The organism is Affinundibacterium baiyunense (assembly GCF_018139645.1).
Lineage (GTDB): Bacteria > Pseudomonadota > Gammaproteobacteria > Burkholderiales > Burkholderiaceae_D > Undibacterium > Undibacterium baiyunense.
This window is the reverse complement of sequence record NZ_JAGSPM010000001.1, coordinates 590932-610041: the sequence shown is the minus strand read 5'-3', so window position 1 is coordinate 610041 and position 19110 is coordinate 590932. Positions and strand designations below refer to the sequence as shown.

Below are 19110 nucleotides of genomic sequence, written 5' to 3'. Positions count from 1 at the left end.
TGATTTGGTGGGCAATAGATAGACAAAAGGCCGCTTATGTAAGAGCAGCCTTTATCTGATACATCTCTACATGTCGACAAATGATCGTGAGTGATTACAGTAAATGATGTGTCATTGCATATTGAACGAGTTCGGATATGGATTGCAGTTCCATCTTTTGCATAATTCTGGTTTTGTGTGTACTCACGGTCTTTACACTCAAGTGCAAAATTTCACCAATCTCGGTGATGGATTTGCCTTTGGCTAAGTGACAGAAAACTTCAAATTCTCGATCAGATAAGGCACTGTGAGTAAGGTCATTATTCGCTGACGGCATGGCTGACATCGCTAATTGTTCGGCGACTTCCATGCTGATGTAAGGGCGACCAGAGGCGACTTTTCTTAGTGCTGTCACTAGCTGTGTTCCTGCACTTTCTTTGGTGAGATAGCCATTGGCGCCTGCTCGAATCGCGCGGACCGCGTATTGTTCTTCTTCATGCATCGTGAGAATCAAAATCGGTAATTTGGGAAACTCTTCTTTGATTTGGTGAATTAAGTCAACACCGCTACGACCTGGCATAGAAAGATCTAATAGCAGCACATCAAACTTTTCTGAGCGAACTTTAGTAATGGTGTCATGGCCATCAATCGCCTCTCCGATTACTTGAATATCTTCGATGCCATCGAGTATGCGTTTCAGTCCCTCACGCATGATAGTGTGGTCGTCTGCGATTAAAATTCTTATCATAAAAAGTGATCTATATTTTTTGAGTCGAGGGTTAGGTGCTTGTTAATATTCGCGTTAATGGTTGCGCCAATGATCGCGTTAATGTTTGCGCTGACGATCAGGTAATTTCGCGAATTTTAAATTGCCTGCCTTTGATCGTGCAGCGTCCTAGCTTACTTAAAACTTGATCAGCGATCGCCCGATCTACAGCCACGTAAGACATAAATTCAAATACATTGATTTTTCCAACTTGATCCTTGCTAATGCCGACGTCGCCAGTCAGCGCACCTAGAATATCACCTGGGCGTAATTTATCTTTTTTGCCTCCTGCGATGCAGATGCTAATTTTTGGTGCGATCAGCTCAGTTCTATTGAGACTCAAATCTGTCAGTGACTTCCAAATCGCATCTTGTCCTTGATATTCTTCGATCAGCTTTACCCATTTTTTTTCGTTTGGCGCTGCGAGCGTCAATGCTAAGCCACGTTCACCAGCGCGACCAGTGCGGCCAATGCGGTGAATATGAACTTCTGTATCTTTCGATACATCAACATTAATTACTGCGCCTAAAGATTGGATATCGATGCCGCGTGCAGCAACGTCGGTGGCAACTAGTACGGAGCAACTTTGATTGGCAAATAAGACTAAGATTTCATCTCGATCACGTTGTTCCATGTCGCCATGCAGAGCTAGCGCAGTAATACCTTGGTGTTGTAGTTCTTCTGCCAGTTCATCACAGTGAATTTTGGTGTTACAAAATGCGATGGTCGAAGTTGGTTGGTAGTGAAAAAGTAATTGGCTGACCGCCGCATTTCTGTTTTCTGGCGTCACTTCAAAGAATAATTGTTCGATTTGTTGACTAGCGTGTTGGCTTTCGACTTTCATTTCGACGGGATCTCGTAAAAAGCTGGCGGTCGCGTGACGCATATCGCTTGGGTAAGTCGCTGAAAACAATAAGGTTTGGCGGCGCGGAGAGCAAGCTGCCACAATGCCAACAATATCTTCGAAGAAGCCCATATCCACCATACGGTCGGCTTCATCGAGTACCAGTGTTTGAACTGTTGCCAAGTTGATGCTATTGCGGCCAATGTGATCTAGTAAGCGTCCTGGTGTGCCAACGACAATGTGCGCGCCGTGTTCAAGTGAGGCGATTTGTGGACGCATCGGTGTGCCTCCACATAAAGTAAGAATTTTTACATTTGGGGTGGCGCGTGCTAATCGGCGTAATTCATTCGACACTTGATCTGCCAACTCTCTGGTTGGGCAAACTACCAAGGCCTGGGTTGCAAAATAGCTGGGATTGAGTTTGCTTAAGATGCCGATGCCAAAGGCAGCAGTTTTACCGCTCCCAGTTTTCGCTTGAGCAATTAAGTCACGTTGTTCTAGCATGACCGGAATACTGTTCGCTTGAATTTCTGTCATTTCAACGTAGGCCAGGCTGCTTAGATTGTTGATCAAAGCAGGGCTTAGCGGTAGGTCGGAAAAGCGTTTTAAAGTTTGGGTCATGTCGTTGCTCTTTTTTCTTAATTCTGAAAGAAGCGAAGTCTAACAGTTGCTGCTTGTCTACACCATGCTTGTCATATTCTAGAAATGTTTGGAGATTACAAAGTGAATTAGATTTCTAGCTTAATTAATAGTTTTTATGTTTAATTTGGTGTGCTGCATTGTCAGAGCAATCAAATTTGCTTCTTATGCAGCAAAAGTTTCATGTAAATAGAAAATAGACATGTTTCCTAGGTGAAGTGGTTTCGTGCTAAAATCGAAGGTTAGATGAATTCTTGAAATTTTGTCTTAACCCTTTCTTTTTATTGGAGTTTTTAGATGGCTATTGAACGTACATTATCAATCATTAAACCTGATGCAGTTGCAAAAAATGTTATCGGTCAAATCGTAAGTCGCTTTGAAGGCGCTGGCTTGAAAGTTGTTGCAGCTCGTTTGACACAATTGTCCCGCGCTGAAGCAGAAGGTTTCTACGCTGTTCACGCAGCTCGCCCATTTTTCAAAGATTTGGTCGACTTCATGATCTCTGGTCCAGTATTTGTGCAAGTATTGGAAGGTGAAGGCGCGATTTTGAAAAACCGTGACTTGATGGGCGCAACAGATCCTAAGAAAGCAGAAAAAGGCACAATCCGCGCTGATTTCGCAGAATCTATCGATGCAAACGCAGTACACGGCTCCGACGCGCCAGAAACAGCAGCTGTTGAAATCGCTTACTTCTTCCCAGCATTGAACGTGTACTCACGTTAATCTGTGTTAGGTTTGTTGAAGTAAATTGATGTTTTGACTGGGGCGAATGCCCCAGTTGTGATTGTGCTTAGTTATGGAAAAATAATTGAGCGAAATCAGTGGTAGAAAATTAATTGAGAAGATTTAAATGACGGTACTCACCAACTTATTGGATTTTGATCCTGCACAGCTCGTAGCATATTGCGGTGAGTTGGGTGAGAAGCCATTTCGCGCAAAACAATTGCAGCGTTGGATTCATCAATTTGGCGCAAGTAATTTTGATGAAATGACCGACCTCGCCAAATCTTTGCGAGAAAAATTAGCTGGTCGCGCGCATATTTCTGCACCTGCGGTAATCAGCGATCATACATCGGCAGATGGCACGCGTAAGTGGTTAGTCGATGTCGGAAACGGTAATGCCGTTGAGACTGTTTTTATTCCAGAAGAAAATCGCGGCACTTTGTGTATTTCTACACAGGCTGGCTGCGCGGTAAATTGCCGTTTCTGTTCTACAGGAAAACAAGGATTTAATCGCAACTTGAGCGTGGGTGAAATTATCGGCCAGCTATGGACGGCTGAGTTCGAGTTGCGTCGGACTAAAGGCATAGAGCCTGGTCCAAAAGGTGAACGTCAAATCACCAATGTGGTGATGATGGGAATGGGGGAGCCGCTCTTAAATTTTGAGCCCACTGTGACCGCCTTAAAGTTAATGCTTGACGATAATGCATATGGTTTGTCGCGTCGCCGAGTGACCTTGTCGACTAGTGGTGTGGTGCCAATGATCGATAAGCTCGCTAAAGAGTGTCCAGTTGCTTTAGCCGTGTCCTTGCATGCATCAAATGATCTATTGCGTGATGGTTTGGTGCCATTGAATAAGAAGTATCCATTGCATGAGTTGATGGATGCGTGTCGCCGCTATCTTGAATTTGCTCCGCGTGATTTTATTACTTTCGAATACTGTATGTTGGACGGTGTGAATGATACCGATCAACATGCGCGAGAATTGGTTGCGTTAGTCAAAACCGTTCCATGTAAATTTAATTTAATTCCGTTCAATCCTTTCCCTGAATCTGGTTTGAAACGTTCGCCCAATGTGCGCATTAAATTATTCGCACAAATTTTGATGGACGCTGGTATTGTCACGACTGTGCGTAAAACGCGCGGTGATGATATTGATGCGGCATGTGGTCAGTTGGCCGGTGAGGTGCAAGATAGAACGCGAGTGCAAGAACGTATGCAGCAAATGTCAGAGTATCAGAAGAAATTTGGTCCAAATTTTGGGAAAATTACGGAGATAAAATAATGAGATTTTTAAAGTCGACTTGTGTTCTGGTAATTACTTTTTGCGCGATGTCATTGTCGGCTTGTTCAAGCTCAAAATTTTCAAATTCTCTCGATGATGAGAAGACTGTTGCAGAGAATCCTGATCTGCAGCGACGGGTGTCGATTCGTATGCAATTGGCGGTCGACTACTTTAAGGAAGGCCAATTTAAGTTGGCTTTAGAAGAGATTCGAAATGTTATCTCTATTTCGCCGCAGTTCGCCAATGCCTATAGCTTGCGCGCATTGATTCAGATGGAAATGAATGATCCTCAACGTGCTGAAGAAAATTTTCTGCATGCATTGAAGTTGGATCCAAGTAACTCAGAAATTCGCAACAACTATGCGTGGTTCTTATGCCAAAATGGACGGGAAAAGCAAGCATTACCTTTGTACGACAGGATTCTAGGTGATCGTAGTTATCCAACACCGTTGAAGGCGATGATGAGTGCTGGAGTTTGTAGTCTGCGTATGAAAGATTTGAATAGCGCAGAAAAATACTTCTTGATGGCATATCAGCTCGATCCGATGAATCCTACTGCGAATGCTAATTTGGCTAAGGTTTATTACGATAAGTCACAGTTCGATAAAGCGCGACCATTCATTCAGCGCGTTTTGAAAGATGAGATTTTTGCGGCAGATGTATTATGGATTGCGATAAAGATTGATCATAAATTAGGTGATCAGACTTCTGTAAATAATTTGGGAACTCAGTTGCGACGTCGACATCCAAATTCAAGAGAATTTGCTCTGTTTCAAAAAGGTGCTTTTAATGAGTGATGTATTAGAGACTGAAGTGATGGATTCAAGCAAGCCGAGTATCGCGGTAGATAGCACAACGACTTTGAATTCGGTGGGCGCACAGTTAGCGGCTAGTCGACAAAGTAAAAATTGGACAATTCCCTTCGTCGCTGAACAATTGAAGCTTTCGCAAGCGCAAGTCACCGCATTGGAGTCGGATAACTTCGCTGCACTTCCTAAAATGGTTATCGTTCGTGGATTTGTTCGAGCATACGCAAAGTTGTTAAGGATTGAAGCAGATCATCTGGTCGCCGCATTGCCGCGCGAGGCAGAATCGACGCAATTGGAAACAGCGATGCGTCCGGCTTTGTCGACCCCGTTTGTGGAGTCACGTTTGTCCTTGCATGGCAGTCATGATAATAATCGTCGATATATTATTGGTGTTGTCGTTTTGATTGTCATCATTGGGGTTTTCTTGATTTTGCAATCTACCGAGTTCGGTAAAAACATTCGTAGTGCTTTTGAACAAAAAGAGAATGTCGCTGTGACGCAAGCTTTGGATTCTTCTCCAGCGCTGGATGAGCCAGCTGTAGCTCAAGCTAGTCAAGTGCTCGGTACGGTTTCGAATTCTGTCGCAGCGTCGGTTACATCTGTTGAGGTCAATGCGGTAACTGCTAGCACGGTTGATACGGCAGGTGCTGCTTCTGTGGCTAGTCCAGCAATACTTGAGACTATGGATTCTAGTAAGCCAGCAGCTTCATCAGCAGATCCAATAACAGTACCTGCGGCAAGTGAATCATTTGTTCTAAAGTTTCGGCAAGATTCTTGGGTACAGGTAAAAACTGAAGCAGGTACTATTTTGAGTTCTCACTTGGCAAAAGCCGGAACTGAGGAAGCATTTAGCGTGAAGCAAGTGCTATATGTCAAGCTTGGTAATGCTGCGGGAGTTGATGCTATCTTGCGTGGTTCGCCAATGACTGTGACGTCTGAGCGTGGCAATAACGTCGCTAATCTGGTTGTGAAGTAAATATGCTAGTCGATTTAAAAGAAATTGCCTGTGGTGCAGCTTTACGACGTCAATCTCGGGCTGTTCAAATTCGATATCGAGATAAGGTTGTTGTTGTTGGTGGCGATGCTCCGGTTGTTATTCAATCTATGACGAATACCGATACGGCTGATGCGATCGCTACCGCAATTCAAATCAAAGAATTGGCGCGCGCTGGTTCTGAGTTGGTGCGGATCACTGTCAATAATCCTGAGGCAGCGCAAGCCGTGCCAGCAATTCGCGAGCAACTTGATCGTATGGGTATTGATGTGCCCTTGGTTGGTGATTTTCATTACAACGGGCATACTCTTTTGAAAGACTTTCCTGATTGTGCGAAGGCCTTGTCGAAGTATCGAATTAATCCCGGCAATGTTGGCCAAGGTGCAAAGCGTGACACGCAATTTGCACAGATGATCGAAATGGCATGTCTGTATCAGAAGCCTGTGCGAATTGGCGTGAACTGGGGCAGTTTGGATCAAGCCTTATTGGCGCGCATCATGGATGAGAATTCTCAGCGCGCTGTGCCGCTAAGTGCACAAACTGTCATGTATCAGGCTTTGATAACATCGGCGATTGAGAGTGCGCAACGAGCCGAGCAGTTGGGCTTGCCAGGTGACCAGATTATTTTGTCTTGTAAAGTATCTGGTGTGCAGGATTTGATCTCTGTGTATCGTGAAATTAGTAAGCATTGTGATTATCCATTGCACTTGGGATTGACCGAGGCAGGAATGGGAAGTAAAGGCATTGTTGCCTCAACCGCAGCACTATCGGTTTTGCTGCAAGAAGGAATTGGCGATACGATTCGTATTTCATTAACGCCTGAGCCTGGTGGTGATCGCTGTAAAGAGGTGTTTGTTGCGCAGGAGATTTTGCAAACCATGGGCTTACGTAAGTTTATGCCGATGGTGATTGCCTGCCCTGGATGTGGTAGAACAACTTCGACTGTGTTTCAAGAGCTCGCAGATGATATTCAGTCGTTTTTGCGTGAACAAATGCCGGTATGGAAAACGCAGTACCCAGGTGTTGAAGGTATGAATGTCGCAGTGATGGGCTGTATTGTGAATGGCCCAGGCGAATCCAAGCATGCGCATATTGGTATTAGTTTGCCTGGAACAGGTGAGTCACCAGCCGCGCCAGTCTTTATCGATGGTGTTAAAGCGATGACTTTGCGTGGTGAAAACATCGCGCAAGATTTCCAAAAAATTGTTTTGGATTATGTGCAGACACGTTACTCACCACAAGTTTAAGATTTTAAAATTGTTATAAATTGTTATAAGCACAGACATAGTTTAATTAAAAGTAAATTGGAAATGACGGCATGTCCGAAGATAAGAAAATAGAAAAGATCAGTGGTATTAAGGGAATGAATGACATTCTTCCTGAGCAAGCTGCACTATGGGAATTGTTTGAAAATACGGTGCAATCTGTATTAAAGAGTTACGGTTTTCAGCAAATGAGGACACCAATCGTTGAGTCGACGCCGTTATTTGCGCGTGGCTTGGGAGCCGTGACCGATATCGTTGAAAAAGAAATGTATTCTTTTGAAGATTCGATGAATGGCGACAAGTTAACGCTGCGCCCTGAAAACACGGCTGGTATTGTGCGTGCGGCACTTGAACATAACATCACTTACGATGGGCCAAAGCGTGTTTGGTACAACGGACCAATGTTCCGCCATGAAAAGCCGCAACGTGGACGTTATCGTCAATTTCATCAAGTCGGTGCAGAAGCTTTAGGCTTTGCCGGTCCGGATATTGATGCCGAATTGATCGTGATGTGTCAGCGCTTGTGGGACGATTTGGGGCTCACAAATGTACGCTTGGAATTGAACTCGATTGGTGATGCGGCGGAACGTAATCAACATCGTGCAGAATTGATTGCCTACTTTGAACAGCACAAAGATCAGTTGGATGCAGAGGCTCAGCGTCGTTTGTATTCAAATCCTTTGCGTATTCTCGATACAAAAAATCCAAGCATGCAGGACTTGGTAAATAATGCACCGAAGTTGTTGGATTTCTTAGGCGAAGAATCAAAAGCACATTTTGAAGGTGTGCAAAAGATATTACGTCACAATAGCATTCCATTTACCATCAATCCGCGATTAGTGCGTGGTATGGATTACTATAATCGTACAGTGTTTGAATGGGTTACCGACGAATTAGGTGCGCAAGGCACTGTTTGTGCTGGTGGTCGCTACGATACCTTGTTCACGATGTTTGGCGGTAAACATACGCCAGCATGTGGTTTTGCGATGGGCGTTGAGCGCTTGCTGGAGCTGATGAAACTCAACGGCGATGCGGAAGTCGCTCAATCATGTGATGTGTATTTAGTGCACCAAGGCGAGCAAGCGCAAATGCAATCTTTTGTTTTAGGTGAGCGTTTGCGTGATGCAGGCTTAGATGTTGTGTTACATTGCGCATCTGCTACTGGAATCGGTAGTTTTAAATCGCAAATGAAAAAGGCAGATGCCAGTGGCGCTGCATTTGCTGTGATTATTGGCGAAGACGAGGCTGCTGCTGAAACTGTAACTGTGAAGTCAATGCGTTCAGAAGACTTTGCAAATAATCAAACTAGTGTTCCTTTTGATACCGCTGTAGATTATTTAGTTGATCAGATCGTTGGTGCTGATCACGACGAATCTCAGTGCGATAATCCTAATCATATTCACCTTCATCATTAATAAAAAAATGGCATACGATCTCGAAGAGCAAGAACAGATAGACACCCTCAAAGCTTGGTGGAAACAATATGGTAATTTAATTACTTGGTTATTAATCGCTGCCTTATCTAGTTTCGCGGCTTGGACGGCTTGGAAGAATTATCAACTGGGCCAAGCAAGTCAGGCATCAACAATTTATGAAGAAGTGCAACGCGCAGCGGCATCGAAAGATAATGCAAAAGTGCAGGGCGCTAGTGCAAACTTGGTGACTAAATTTGCTGGTACCTCATACGCAACGATGGCCGCGTTGACTGCAGCTAAAACCGCGTTTGACGCAAATGATTTGAAGACAGCAAAAACTCAATTGTCTTGGGTTGTTGAGCATGGACATACCAAAGAATTTCAAGCATTAGCGAAACTGCGTTTGGCCGCGATTTTTCTCGATGAGAAAAATCTTGATGAGGCTTTAAAGACTTTGTCAGGCGAATTTCCTGCCGAATTTGAAGCTGATGTACTAGACAGAAAAGCAGATGTTTTTGTTGCGCAAAATAAGCTCAAAGAAGCGCGTGAAACATATAAGAGCGCATTGGATAAAATGGGTGAAAAGCATGTTGGTAAACAACTTGTGCAAATTAAGCTTGATGCATTAGGTGGTGCGCCCGAAATGAAAGTTGCTGTAACTTCAGACAAGAAATAATATGAAATTGACTATGCTTCCTCGCAGCCTCGCCGTATCCTTGTTTAGCGTTACTTTGTTAAGCGCTTGTTCTAGTTTATCTTGGCTTAATCCATTTGCAAAAGAAGACACAAAGACAGCGCCTGCACCTTTGCAAATTTTTACGCCTAGCATGTCGGTAAAAAATGCTTGGACGCTTAGTGTAGGAAGTTCTGGAGAATATTTTTTTAGTCCTGCTGTAGTCGGTGCTGAGTTGTATGCTGCAAGTGCAGATGGCACGATTGCCAAAGTTAATGCCGCGAATGGGCAGCTTGCCTGGAAGATTAAAGCTGATTTGCCTCTAACTGCAGGTGTCGGTGCGAATGCAAAAACAGTCGCAGTAGCTGCGCAAAAAGGTGCTTTGTTCACTTATGACACGCAAGGTAAATTGCGTTGGAAGGCACAAGCTAGTAGCGAAATTTTGTCGATTCCAGCGGTAACAGATTCTTTGGTATTGGTTCATAGTATCGATAATCGAATTACAGCGTTTGACGCAGATACTGGCGCATTAAAATGGGCGGTTGAGCGCCCATTGCCTGTATTGACTTTGCGTATGGCGACCGGTATTACAATCAAAGATCAAATTGGCATGGTTTCTACACCTGGTGGCAAATTGATCGCATTGGCATTGCAAAATGGTGGCTTGCGCTGGGAGGCGACAGCTGCCGAACCAAAAGGTGCAACAGAGTTAGAGCGTATCGTTGATATGTCTGGTGCACCAGCCTTGGTAGGCAATACAGTTTGTGCTGCTAGTTATCAAGGTCGTGTAGCGTGCTTTGATGCAGCGAATGGTACTGTCAAATGGGCTAAGAGTATTTCTAGCGAGGTTGGTGTCGCAGCTGACGAGCGTTTTGCTTTTGCTGCTGACAATGCCGGAGGTGTCTATGGCTACGACATCAATGGTGGTGCCACAGTATGGAAGAATGATAAGTTGACAAATCGCGGTTTAGCTACGCCAACGTCGTTTGGTCGCGCTGTTGTGATTGGCGATCGATTGGGATTCCTGCATTTTTTATCAAGAGAAGATGGTTCCTTCTTGGCACGTATGCCAACGGATGGAAGTAAGATTATGTCTGCGCCGGTGATAGCCGGTAATAACCTGATTGTGCAAACAAAATCAGGTGCTGTTGTCGCATTCGCGACGGAATAAATTAATGAAACCAGTAATTGCTTTAATCGGCCGGCCGAATGTCGGTAAATCCACTTTGTTCAATCGTTTGACGCGGACTCGCGACGCCTTGGTTGCTGATTTGCCAGGCTTAACGCGTGATCGTCATTATGGAGAAGGACGGGTTGGCGAACGCCCGTTTTTGGTAATTGACACGGGTGGTTTTGAGCCAGTCGCAAAAGAAGGCATCATGCATGAGATGGCGAAGCAAACCAAGCAAGCCGTCGCCGAAGCGGATGTCATTATTTTTTTGGTAGACGGTCGACAAGGACTCACGCCGCACGATAAAACCATTACTGATTTTTTGCGCAAATCTGGCCGCTCAGTTATGTTGGTGGTGAATAAGGCAGAAGGAATGCGTTATACCAGCGTTGCCGCTGACTTCTACGAACTTGGTTTAGGCGATCCTTATGTGATTTCCTCCGCGCATGGTGATGGTGTTACTGATTTGGTTGAGGAAGCGCTGAATATTGCACACGCCTCACGTCCAGATGAGCCAGAAGAAAATCTTGATGCAGCCAAAGGGATAAAGATTGCGATTGTCGGTCGCCCGAACGTCGGTAAATCAACTTTAGTGAACACTCTGTTGGGTGAAGAGCGGGTAATCGCGTTTGATATGCCTGGAACGACGCGTGACTCAATTGAAATTCCATTTGAACGTGATGGTCAGCAATACACCTTAATCGATACTGCAGGTATTCGTCGCCGTGGTAAGGTGTTTGAGGCGATTGAAAAATTCTCCGTGGTGAAAACTTTGCAGTCAGTATCCGAAGCGAACGTCGTTCTATTATTGCTGGATGCTCAACAAGACATTTCTGAGCAAGATGCGCATATTGCTGGATTTATTCTTGAGTCTGGACGCGCGCTAGTCGTTGGTGTCAATAAGTGGGATGGATTGCAAAGTGATCGACGCGATGAAATTAAAATGGATATTGAGCGTAAGTTGAATTTCTTAACATTTGCTAAATTTCATTTCATCTCAGCGTTAAAGTCGACTGGTATCGGCCCGCTGATGAAGTCGATTGATTCTGCCTATGAAGCGGCGATGGCGAATCTGTCCACGCCAAAATTGACCCGTGCATTGATTGAGGCTGTTGAACATCAACAGCCTAAGCGTAAAGGATCGATTCGTCCGAAAATGCGTTATGCACATCAAGGTGGACAAAATCCACCGATCATTGTTATTCACGGTAATGCGTTGGAGGCGATTGGTGATGTCTATAAACGTTATCTTGAAAAACATTTTAGAGAAACATTTAATTTAACTGGTACACCTTTGCGTATAGAAATGCGCTCGGGTAAAAATCCGTTTACCAAAGATTCGAAGTAAAAAGGCTATTCACCCAAACTTTACTTCGTTAAATTTCTTTGAAGTATTTTAAAAATAAATTTCTCGTGGTATCTTAATTATCTTTTGGACACTTGAAATAATCGAAGGTGTCCCCAACTCCTAATCACAACAACACAATGGAGCTGTTATGAGCAATAAAGGGCAACTGTTACAAGACCCATTTTTGAATGCGTTAAGAAAAGAACACATTCCTGTATCTATTTATCTGGTCAATGGCATTAAGCTACAAGGTCATGTTGAGTCATTTGATCAGTATGTCGTGTTGTTGCGTAATACAGTTACGCAAATGGTGTACAAGCACGCAATTTCTACTGTTGTTCCTGCGCGTGCAGTGAGCATTAATTCCGAATCTGAAGCTGAGTAATTATTCTTGAATTTTTCAGGTATTCGAATTTCTTTTAGGTTCATATGCGCGCCGCTCTAGTTGGCGTGGACTTCGGCAAAGGTGACTTTGCTGCGAGTTTAGATGAGCTTTCTCAGCTCGCTCTCTCTGCAGGGGCTGAGACTATCACAAGCATTGCATGTAAGCGATCTAGTCCTGACGCCGCCTTATTTGTCGGATCAGGAAAAGCTGATGAGATTGCGCATGCGGTCACTGACCTTGGTTTAGATCTGGTCATATTCAATCACGCACTATCACCAGCGCAGCAGAGAAATCTGGAGCGTCACCTGAAGATTCGGGTGGTGGATCGTACCAGCTTAATTCTTGATATTTTTGCGCAGCGCGCTAAAAGCCATGAAGGTAAGGTACAAGTCGAGTTGGCGCAGTTGCAGCATCTAGCCACGCGCTTGGTTCGTGGGTGGACGCATCTGGAACGACAAAAAGGTGGTATTGGCTTGCGTGGCCCAGGTGAAACGCAGCTGGAGACGGATCGTCGTTTGCTTGGTGAGCGTGTAAAAATGCTTAAGGCAAAGATGGAAAAATTGCATAAGCAAAGAGAGACTCAGCGTCGGTCGAGAGGCCGGAGTAGTACGTTTACAGTATCTTTGGTCGGTTATACCAATGCTGGTAAATCAACCTTGTTTAATACTTTGACCAAGGCGGGAACGTATGCCGCAAATCAATTGTTTGCTACTTTGGATACCACTTCGCGTCGTCTGTACTTAGAAGGTGTTGGAAATATTGTTGTTTCTGATACTGTTGGTTTTATTCGGGATTTGCCACATCAATTAGTTGCTTCCTTTAGAGCGACGCTAGAAGAGACGATACATGCAGATTTGTTATTGCATGTGGTTGATGGTGGTAGTGCTGTTCGCAATGATCAAATTGATCAAGTGAATCATGTTTTGAAGGAAATTGGTGCTGATCATATTCCACAATTATTGGTTTGGAATAAGATAGATCAGGCTGATTTGCCTCCTGCAATCGAGCGGGATGAATATGGTAAAATTAGCAGAGTTTTCGTTAGTGCAAAAAATGGTTTAGGTATTGATTTGTTGCGTAATGCGATCGTTGAGCTGATGCAGAAAGATGTAGACAGTTCCGAACAAGTTGCGGATGTAATCAATACGGATGATTAGGTTTCGGTTTGTGTTTCTTTTGTTCTATTTTAAAAACAGGACTTAAATAAATTGATGTCGCTCAGGTGTTGATCGTTGAAACGTATCTACACTGACAAAAAATGAGTGATTCTAAAGTAAGTTTTGCAAAAGTCCATTTAGTAATTAAATTCAACAATTTATCGGGTAATCAACGAATGCGAATTCCTTTTTTTAATCGCTTAAGGCCATTACTCTCTTTGAACGACCCGCAATGGGGGCGCGGTTCAAAAGGAGATAAGCCAGATGGTAGAAAACCAGAAGACGGGCCACCAGATTTAGATCAGCTATGGCGAGATTTTAATCAATCGATCGCCCGTATGTTCGGCAAGAATGGCGGCACTGATGGTGGTAATGGTGGTTCACCGAATGATTCTCTATTCGCGAAGATTGGTTTTGGCGTGATTGTCGCGGTATTGGCTTTCTTCTGGATGATTAGTGGTTTTTTTATCGTACAAGAAGGTCAGACTGGTGTTATCACAACATTTGGAAAGTATAGCTATCAGGCAAATCCGGGTTTTAACTGGCGTTGGCCTGCACCGATACAAGCGCATGAAATCGTCAATGTGCAGCAGGTTCGTACGGTCGAAGTTGGTTATCGCAACAATGTAAAAAACAAACAGCCAAAAGAAGCTTTGATGTTAACCGATGACGAAAACATCATCGATATTCAATTTGCTGTTCAATACAAACTGAAAGATGCGGCGAAATGGCTGTATAGCAATCGTGATCAAGAAGAGATGATTCGTCAGGTTGCAGAGACTGCGATTCGTGAAATCGTTGGCCGTAGCAAGATGGACTTTGTCCTTTACGAAGGTCGTGAGAAAGTCGCGTTAGATGTTAATGTCTTGATGCAGCAAGTATTGGATCGTTATGAGTCCGGCGCACAGATTACGAATGTCACCATGCAAGCGGTACAACCACCTGAGCAAGTGCAGGCAGCGTTTGATGATGCAGTAAAAGCGGGGCAAGATAAAGAACGTCAGAAAAATGAAGGCCAAGCTTATGCGAATGACGTCATTCCAAAAGCACGCGGCGAAGCTTCTCGTATGTTGCAAGATGCCGAAGGTTATCGTTCTAAAGTGGTAGCGAATGCGGAAGGTAATGTTTCTCGCTTTAAGCAGGTTTTGGTTGAATATCAAAAAGCGCCAGCAGTCACGCGTGATCGTATGTACTTAGAGACGATGCAGCAAATCTTCTCCAGTACGACCAAGTTGATGATGGATGCAAAGAATTCGAACAATATGATTTATTTGCCCTTGGATAAATTGAATTCACAAGGTGATAGCGGTAATCGAACTAGCGCACCTGTGGCTCCAGTAACGTCACCGTCCGATACAATGACAACAGTAGAAGTAAGAGGAACGAAAGATGGTAGAACTCGCGATTCTCGCGACAGGGAGTCTCGTTAATGAATAAGTTTATTTCATCTTTAATCGCTCTCGCCATTGCAGGCGTGGTGTTTTATTCGACCATTTTTGTGGTTGACCAAAGGTCACACGCGATTGTCTTTGCACTTGGTGAAGTGAAGGCCGTGATTAGTGAACCTGGTTTGCATTTTAAATTGCCGCCTCCGTTTCAAAATGTGATGTTTTTGGATAAGCGTATTTTGACGATCGAATCACCAGAAGCAGATCGCTTTATTACTGCTGAAAAGAAAAACATTTTGGTCGATACCTATGTGAAGTGGCATATCACTGAGCCAAAATTGTACTTCGTTAGTTTTGGTGGTGAAGAAGGGCGTGCCCGCGATCGTTTGTCGCAAATCGTTAAAGCTGCTTTAAATGAAGAAATCACCAAGCGCTCTGTGCGCGATGTAATTTCTGGTGAGCGCGACAAAGTCATGCAAGCTATTCGTAAAAAAGTAACCGACGAAGCGAAGCAAATTGGTGTTGAGATTGTTGATGTACGTCTGCAACGTGTTGACTATGTTGAGCAAATCAATAATTCTGTGTATGAACGTATGAAGGCAGAACGTAGCCGCGTAGCAAATGAATTGCGTTCTACAGGTTTTGCTGATTCTGAAAAGATTCGTGCTGATGCAGATCGTCAACGGATTGTGATTTTGGCTGAAGCATACAAAGAAGCGCAGACGATTAGTGGTGCTGGCGATGCAGAAGCTGCAAAAATTTACTCGCAGGCTTTCAGTCAGAATGCAGAGTTTTATAAGTTTTATCGTAGTTTGGAAGCCTATCGCGCTAGCTTCAAGAGTAAGAGTGACATGATGGTTGTTGATCAAAACTCTGAATTCTTTAAGTATTTCAAAGCGCCTGGTGCTGGCAGTGCTGGAGCCGCGCCTAAAAAATAATTTAGCCTAAAAGTGGGTGTCGTTAGATAGACTGCATTTCATTTTGAATTGCAGTCTTTCTAGTTTTTGCCCGATCTATTAATGTTTGCAGTATTGTCATTACTGAAGATTGTTCCTTATGCCAAATTGGCTACTCCCTGAAAATATAGCCGACGTATTGCCTTCCGAAGCACGCAAGATCGAAGAATTGCGTCGTGTTTTATTAGATAATTTCCGTTGCTATGGCTATGAATTAGTCATGCCTCCTATGCTTGAATACATCGAGTCTTTATTGACAGGTGCTGGTCAAGATATGGATTTGCGTACCTTTAAGTTGGTTGATCAAATATCTGGTCGTACCATGGGGGTACGCGCTGATATGACGACCCAGGTAGCGCGTATTGATGCGCATCTATTAAATCGCAAATCGGTAACGCGTCTGTGTTATGCCGGTAGTGTGTTACATACGCGACCATCGGGATTGCATGCGACGCGTGAGCCACTGCAAATTGGCGGTGAAATCTATGGTCACGCTGGTTTAGAAGCAGATGCTGAAATTCAAGAATTGATGTTGGCATCTTTGGCGCTAGCGAATATTTCCGAAGTGCGTTTAGATTTATGTCATGTGGGTGTTTTGCGAGCATTACTGAATAGCGACGAAGCGGCGAAGCGACATGAATCGCAATTGTTCGCCTTGCTAGAGGCGAAAGATTTGCCTGCTTTGAAAGAGTTGACAAAAGACTTCCAACCAGTCGTTCGTCAAGCTTTGTTGGATTTGCCAAATTTATATGGTGACAAATCGATTATTCAAAAAGCGCGTGAAATTTTGCCCAAACTGGATGGGATTGCGATAGCATTGAACGAGTTGGCCTATTTGGTTGAATTGGCTGGCAATGCAAAAGTGACGGTTGATTTGGCTGATTTGCGCGGGTATCACTACCATAGTGGTGTGATGTTTAATGCTTTTGTACCAGGCTTGCCAAATGCTGTGGCGCGTGGTGGTCGGTATGATCATGTGGGCGAGGCATTTGGTCGTGCGCGTCCAGCAACAGGATTTTCTTTAGATTTACGCGAGTTGGCGCGTTTGATGCCATCGGCAGAGCGTAAGAACGCAATTTTGGCGCCATGGAATCAAGATCCCGCGTTGCGGATGAAGATCAATGAATTACGTCAAGCGGGTGAGGTGGTGATTCAAAATCTCCCCGGCCACGAGAATGAACAGGACGAATTTGAATGCACACGCATGGTCGAATTCGATGGTAGTCAATGGATTTTAAAAACTGTAGGTTGATGAGCGATGTCACAAAATAAACCAGCAAAAAATGTAGTTGTCATTGGAACCCAGTGGGGCGATGAAGGCAAAGGTAAAATCGTCGATTGGTTGACGGATCATGCGCAGGGTGTGGTGCGTTTTCAAGGCGGTCATAATGCCGGCCACACTCTCGTAATCGGCGGTCAAAAGACAGCTTTGCAATTGATTCCATCTGGAATTATGCGTGCGGGCACTGCATGTTATATCGGTAATGGTGTCGTTCTGTCCGTTCCAGATCTATTGCGTGAAATCGATAAGTTAGAAGCGAATGGCGTTGAGGTTTGCTCGCGTTTAAAAATTTCTGAGGCTTGCCCAGTCATCCTGCCTTACCACACTGCATTGGATGCAGCGCGCGAAGCGGCACGTGGTGCAGCTAAGATCGGAACAACGGGAAAAGGCATTGGTCCAGCTTACGAAGATAAAGTTGCGCGTCGTGCTATTCGCGTAGCCGATTTGCTGAATCCAGAACGCTTTGCCGAAAAGCTCAAAGAGAATCTGGAATATCACAATTACGTCTTGGTGAATTATTTAAAAGCAGAAGCGGTTGATTTTCAAAAAACTTATGATGATGCGATGCGTGATGTTGCTCGCATTCGTCCTATGGTGACCGATGTTTCTAGTGCTTTACATGCGGCGTACAAAAACGGAGCAAGTTTATTGTTTGAAGGTGCGCAAGGTAGTTTGCTTGACATCGATCATGGCACATATCCTTTCGTTACTTCAAGTAACTGCGTGGCGGGGAATGCGTCTGCTGGTTCTGGCGTGGGCCCTGGTATGTTGCACTACATCTTGGGAATTACTAAGGCTTACACTACGCGAGTTGGTTCTGGTCCTTTCCCATCTGAATTGCCGACTGATCAAGGCGTTGGTAAGCATTTGGCGAGTGTCGGTCATGAGTTTGGCACGGTCACTGGACGCGCACGTCGCTGTGGTTGGTTTGATGCTGCGCTGTTGAAGCGCTCTGTTCAAATCAATGGTGTATCTGGTATGTGCTTGACTAAGCTCGATGTGCTTGATGGCTTAGAATCATTGAAGTTGTGCACTGGTTATACTATCGATGGTAAATCCGTTGATATTTTCCCTGTCGGTGCGGAGGAGGCGGCTCGATGTGTTGCTGTTTATGAAGAAATGCCGGGTTGGTCTGAATCCACTGTTGGAGCGCAATCAATGGAGGCCTTGCCAGTGAATGCACGTAACTATATCAAGCGTATTGAAGAATTAGTTGGTGTACCAATTGATATGGTTTCAACTGGCCCAGACCGCGAAGAAACCATCGTTCTTCGTCATCCATTTCTATAAAGATAGAGCCGATGTCGAATTTGAAGAATCCAGAACAAAATGATTTGTGGGTCTCGTGGGATGAATACCATCGCGCAATTGAACTTTTGGCATTGAAGGTTCACGAATCTGGTCTGCAATTTGATCATATCTTGTGCTTGGCGCGTGGCGGTCTCAGAATAGGCGATGTATTTTCTCGTCTATTTAAACTGCCATTGAGTGTACTTTCAGTCAGTTCTTATCGCGGTAGCGCTGGACAAGAACAGGGGCAAATTCAGATTGGCGGTAGTATTGCGAGTGTCGAGAAAAGCCTTTCCGGTCGTGTCTTGCTGGTAGATGATTTGGTGGATTCGGGCGTTACATTTCGCGAAGTGCAGCCATGGCTGAGACGTCATCACCCAGAGATCACTGAGATGAAAAGTGCGGTGATCTGGGTGAAGTCAGTTTCTGTCGTGGTTCCTGATTTTTACCTGCAGTACTTAGAAGGTTCACCGTGGATACATCAGCCATTTGAGATCTACGATACCTTGTCAATTCAGGAACTTGCTGCACAAGAATAAACATTTGGGTATGTAGTCTGAGCGAGTTTGATCGTAGAACAAAGACGGATTTTAATTATTAAATCCGTCTTTTTTGTTCATCGAACGTACCCCTGTTGCTAGTGCGATTTTTGATGGATTGATGTTTAGTGCGGTGTTTTCGTGATAGTTTTCAGCGATTGTATTTTCTTCGATTAGAAATAAAAAAGCCGTTGAAGAATCAACG

Annotated in this window: 18 protein-coding genes; 16 read left to right on the top strand and 2 right to left on the bottom strand. The window is 44.3% G+C overall.

Translation table 11 applies throughout. The features are described 5' to 3' along the window. Nucleotides 1-94: 94 nt before the first annotated feature. Both KDM92_RS02675 and dbpA read right to left on the bottom strand, forming a co-directional pair. Entirely contained in the window at nucleotides 95-727 is a 633-nt protein-coding gene (locus tag KDM92_RS02675; RefSeq protein ID WP_189344410.1) for a response regulator, read from the bottom strand. Nucleotides 728-824: 97 nt separating this feature from the next. After that, on the bottom strand, nucleotides 825-2210 hold the full coding sequence (gene dbpA / locus KDM92_RS02670; RefSeq protein WP_212682868.1) for an ATP-dependent RNA helicase DbpA: 1386 nt from the start codon (nucleotides 2208-2210) through the stop codon (nucleotides 825-827). A gap of 315 nt (nucleotides 2211-2525) precedes the next feature. Between dbpA and ndk the strand changes: the two genes are divergently transcribed. The 16 genes from ndk (at nucleotide 2526) to KDM92_RS02590 (ending at nucleotide 18905) form a co-directional block, all read left to right on the top strand. Continuing rightward, entirely contained in the window at nucleotides 2526-2951 is a 426-nt protein-coding gene (gene ndk / locus KDM92_RS02665) for a nucleoside-diphosphate kinase (RefSeq protein ID WP_189344408.1), read from the top strand. A 127-nt stretch (nucleotides 2952-3078) separates the two neighbouring features. Beyond that, nucleotides 3079-4233 (top strand): dual-specificity RNA methyltransferase RlmN, encoded by a 1155-nt coding sequence (gene rlmN, locus KDM92_RS02660; RefSeq protein ID WP_212682867.1) that lies wholly within the window; start codon nucleotides 3079-3081, stop codon nucleotides 4231-4233. After that, nucleotides 4233-5030 (top strand): type IV pilus biogenesis/stability protein PilW, encoded by a 798-nt coding sequence (gene pilW, locus KDM92_RS02655; protein ID WP_212682866.1) that lies wholly within the window; start codon nucleotides 4233-4235, stop codon nucleotides 5028-5030. The genes rlmN and pilW overlap by 1 nt, the downstream gene beginning before the upstream one ends. Further along, complete coding sequence (locus KDM92_RS02650; protein ID WP_212682865.1) at nucleotides 5023-6018, top strand: helix-turn-helix domain-containing protein; 996 nt, start codon at nucleotides 5023-5025, stop codon at nucleotides 6016-6018. Before pilW ends, KDM92_RS02650 begins: the two co-directional genes overlap by 8 nt. Nucleotides 6019-6020: 2 nt before the next feature. Next, complete coding sequence (gene ispG / locus KDM92_RS02645; protein ID WP_212682864.1) at nucleotides 6021-7283, top strand: flavodoxin-dependent (E)-4-hydroxy-3-methylbut-2-enyl-diphosphate synthase; 1263 nt, start codon at nucleotides 6021-6023, stop codon at nucleotides 7281-7283. Between the two features lie 71 nt (nucleotides 7284-7354). Next, complete coding sequence (hisS, locus tag KDM92_RS02640; RefSeq protein WP_212682863.1) at nucleotides 7355-8716, top strand: histidine--tRNA ligase; 1362 nt, start codon at nucleotides 7355-7357, stop codon at nucleotides 8714-8716. A gap of 7 nt (nucleotides 8717-8723) precedes the next feature. Continuing rightward, nucleotides 8724-9392, top strand: a complete 669-nt coding sequence (locus KDM92_RS02635; RefSeq protein WP_189344402.1) for a YfgM family protein — start codon at nucleotides 8724-8726, stop codon at nucleotides 9390-9392. A gap of 1 nt (nucleotide 9393) precedes the next feature. Continuing rightward, on the top strand, nucleotides 9394-10560 hold the full coding sequence (bamB, locus tag KDM92_RS02630) for an outer membrane protein assembly factor BamB (protein WP_212682862.1): 1167 nt from the start codon (nucleotides 9394-9396) through the stop codon (nucleotides 10558-10560). Between the two features lie 4 nt (nucleotides 10561-10564). Next, complete coding sequence (gene der, locus KDM92_RS02625) at nucleotides 10565-11908, top strand: ribosome biogenesis GTPase Der (RefSeq protein WP_189344400.1); 1344 nt, start codon at nucleotides 10565-10567, stop codon at nucleotides 11906-11908. Nucleotides 11909-12056: 148 nt separating this feature from the next. After that, nucleotides 12057-12293 (top strand): RNA chaperone Hfq, encoded by a 237-nt coding sequence (gene hfq / locus KDM92_RS02620; RefSeq protein WP_189344399.1) that lies wholly within the window; start codon nucleotides 12057-12059, stop codon nucleotides 12291-12293. Nucleotides 12294-12337: 44 nt separating this feature from the next. Beyond that, nucleotides 12338-13450, top strand: coding sequence for a GTPase HflX (gene hflX, locus KDM92_RS02615; RefSeq protein WP_212682861.1), 1113 nt, complete (start codon nucleotides 12338-12340; stop codon nucleotides 13448-13450). A gap of 176 nt (nucleotides 13451-13626) precedes the next feature. Beyond that, a complete protein-coding gene (gene hflK, locus KDM92_RS02610) occupies nucleotides 13627-14880 on the top strand; it encodes an FtsH protease activity modulator HflK (RefSeq protein ID WP_212682997.1) in 1254 nt (417 codons plus the stop codon). After that, nucleotides 14880-15776, top strand: a complete 897-nt coding sequence (gene hflC, locus KDM92_RS02605) for a protease modulator HflC (RefSeq protein ID WP_189344396.1) — start codon at nucleotides 14880-14882, stop codon at nucleotides 15774-15776. Before hflK ends, hflC begins: the two co-directional genes overlap by 1 nt. Before the next feature lie 118 nt (nucleotides 15777-15894). Continuing rightward, nucleotides 15895-17046 carry an ATP phosphoribosyltransferase regulatory subunit gene (locus KDM92_RS02600; protein WP_189344395.1) on the top strand — a complete coding sequence of 384 codons (1152 nt, stop codon included), beginning with the start codon at nucleotides 15895-15897 and terminating at the stop codon, nucleotides 17044-17046. Between the two features lie 6 nt (nucleotides 17047-17052). After that, nucleotides 17053-18366, top strand: a complete 1314-nt coding sequence (locus KDM92_RS02595) for an adenylosuccinate synthase (RefSeq protein WP_189344394.1) — start codon at nucleotides 17053-17055, stop codon at nucleotides 18364-18366. Between the two features lie 11 nt (nucleotides 18367-18377). Next, nucleotides 18378-18905: a phosphoribosyltransferase gene (locus KDM92_RS02590; protein WP_212682860.1), complete on the top strand. Its 528-nt coding sequence runs from the start codon at nucleotides 18378-18380 to the stop codon at nucleotides 18903-18905. Nucleotides 18906-19110 lie beyond the last annotated feature (205 nt).

Coding starts and splice junctions, on each gene's coding strand:
- KDM92_RS02635 (WP_189344402.1), top strand. CDS start 8,724: ATGGCATACGATCTCGAAGAGCAAGAACAGATAGACACCCTCAAAGCT.
- dbpA (WP_212682868.1), bottom strand. CDS start 2,210: ATGACCCAAACTTTAAAACGCTTTTCCGACCTACCGCTAAGCCCTGCT.
- KDM92_RS02675 (WP_189344410.1), bottom strand. CDS start 727: ATGATAAGAATTTTAATCGCAGACGACCACACTATCATGCGTGAGGGA.
- ndk (WP_189344408.1), top strand. CDS start 2,526: ATGGCTATTGAACGTACATTATCAATCATTAAACCTGATGCAGTTGCA.
- hflC (WP_189344396.1), top strand. CDS start 14,880: ATGAATAAGTTTATTTCATCTTTAATCGCTCTCGCCATTGCAGGCGTG.
- KDM92_RS02595 (WP_189344394.1), top strand. CDS start 17,053: ATGTCACAAAATAAACCAGCAAAAAATGTAGTTGTCATTGGAACCCAG.
- hisS (WP_212682863.1), top strand. CDS start 7,355: ATGTCCGAAGATAAGAAAATAGAAAAGATCAGTGGTATTAAGGGAATG.
- pilW (WP_212682866.1), top strand. CDS start 4,233: ATGAGATTTTTAAAGTCGACTTGTGTTCTGGTAATTACTTTTTGCGCG.
- bamB (WP_212682862.1), top strand. CDS start 9,394: ATGAAATTGACTATGCTTCCTCGCAGCCTCGCCGTATCCTTGTTTAGC.
- KDM92_RS02600 (WP_189344395.1), top strand. CDS start 15,895: ATGCCAAATTGGCTACTCCCTGAAAATATAGCCGACGTATTGCCTTCC.
- der (WP_189344400.1), top strand. CDS start 10,565: ATGAAACCAGTAATTGCTTTAATCGGCCGGCCGAATGTCGGTAAATCC.
- KDM92_RS02650 (WP_212682865.1), top strand. CDS start 5,023: ATGAGTGATGTATTAGAGACTGAAGTGATGGATTCAAGCAAGCCGAGT.
- KDM92_RS02590 (WP_212682860.1), top strand. CDS start 18,378: ATGTCGAATTTGAAGAATCCAGAACAAAATGATTTGTGGGTCTCGTGG.
- hfq (WP_189344399.1), top strand. CDS start 12,057: ATGAGCAATAAAGGGCAACTGTTACAAGACCCATTTTTGAATGCGTTA.
- hflX (WP_212682861.1), top strand. CDS start 12,338: ATGCGCGCCGCTCTAGTTGGCGTGGACTTCGGCAAAGGTGACTTTGCT.
- hflK (WP_212682997.1), top strand. CDS start 13,627: ATGCGAATTCCTTTTTTTAATCGCTTAAGGCCATTACTCTCTTTGAAC.
- rlmN (WP_212682867.1), top strand. CDS start 3,079: ATGACGGTACTCACCAACTTATTGGATTTTGATCCTGCACAGCTCGTA.
- ispG (WP_212682864.1), top strand. CDS start 6,021: ATGCTAGTCGATTTAAAAGAAATTGCCTGTGGTGCAGCTTTACGACGT.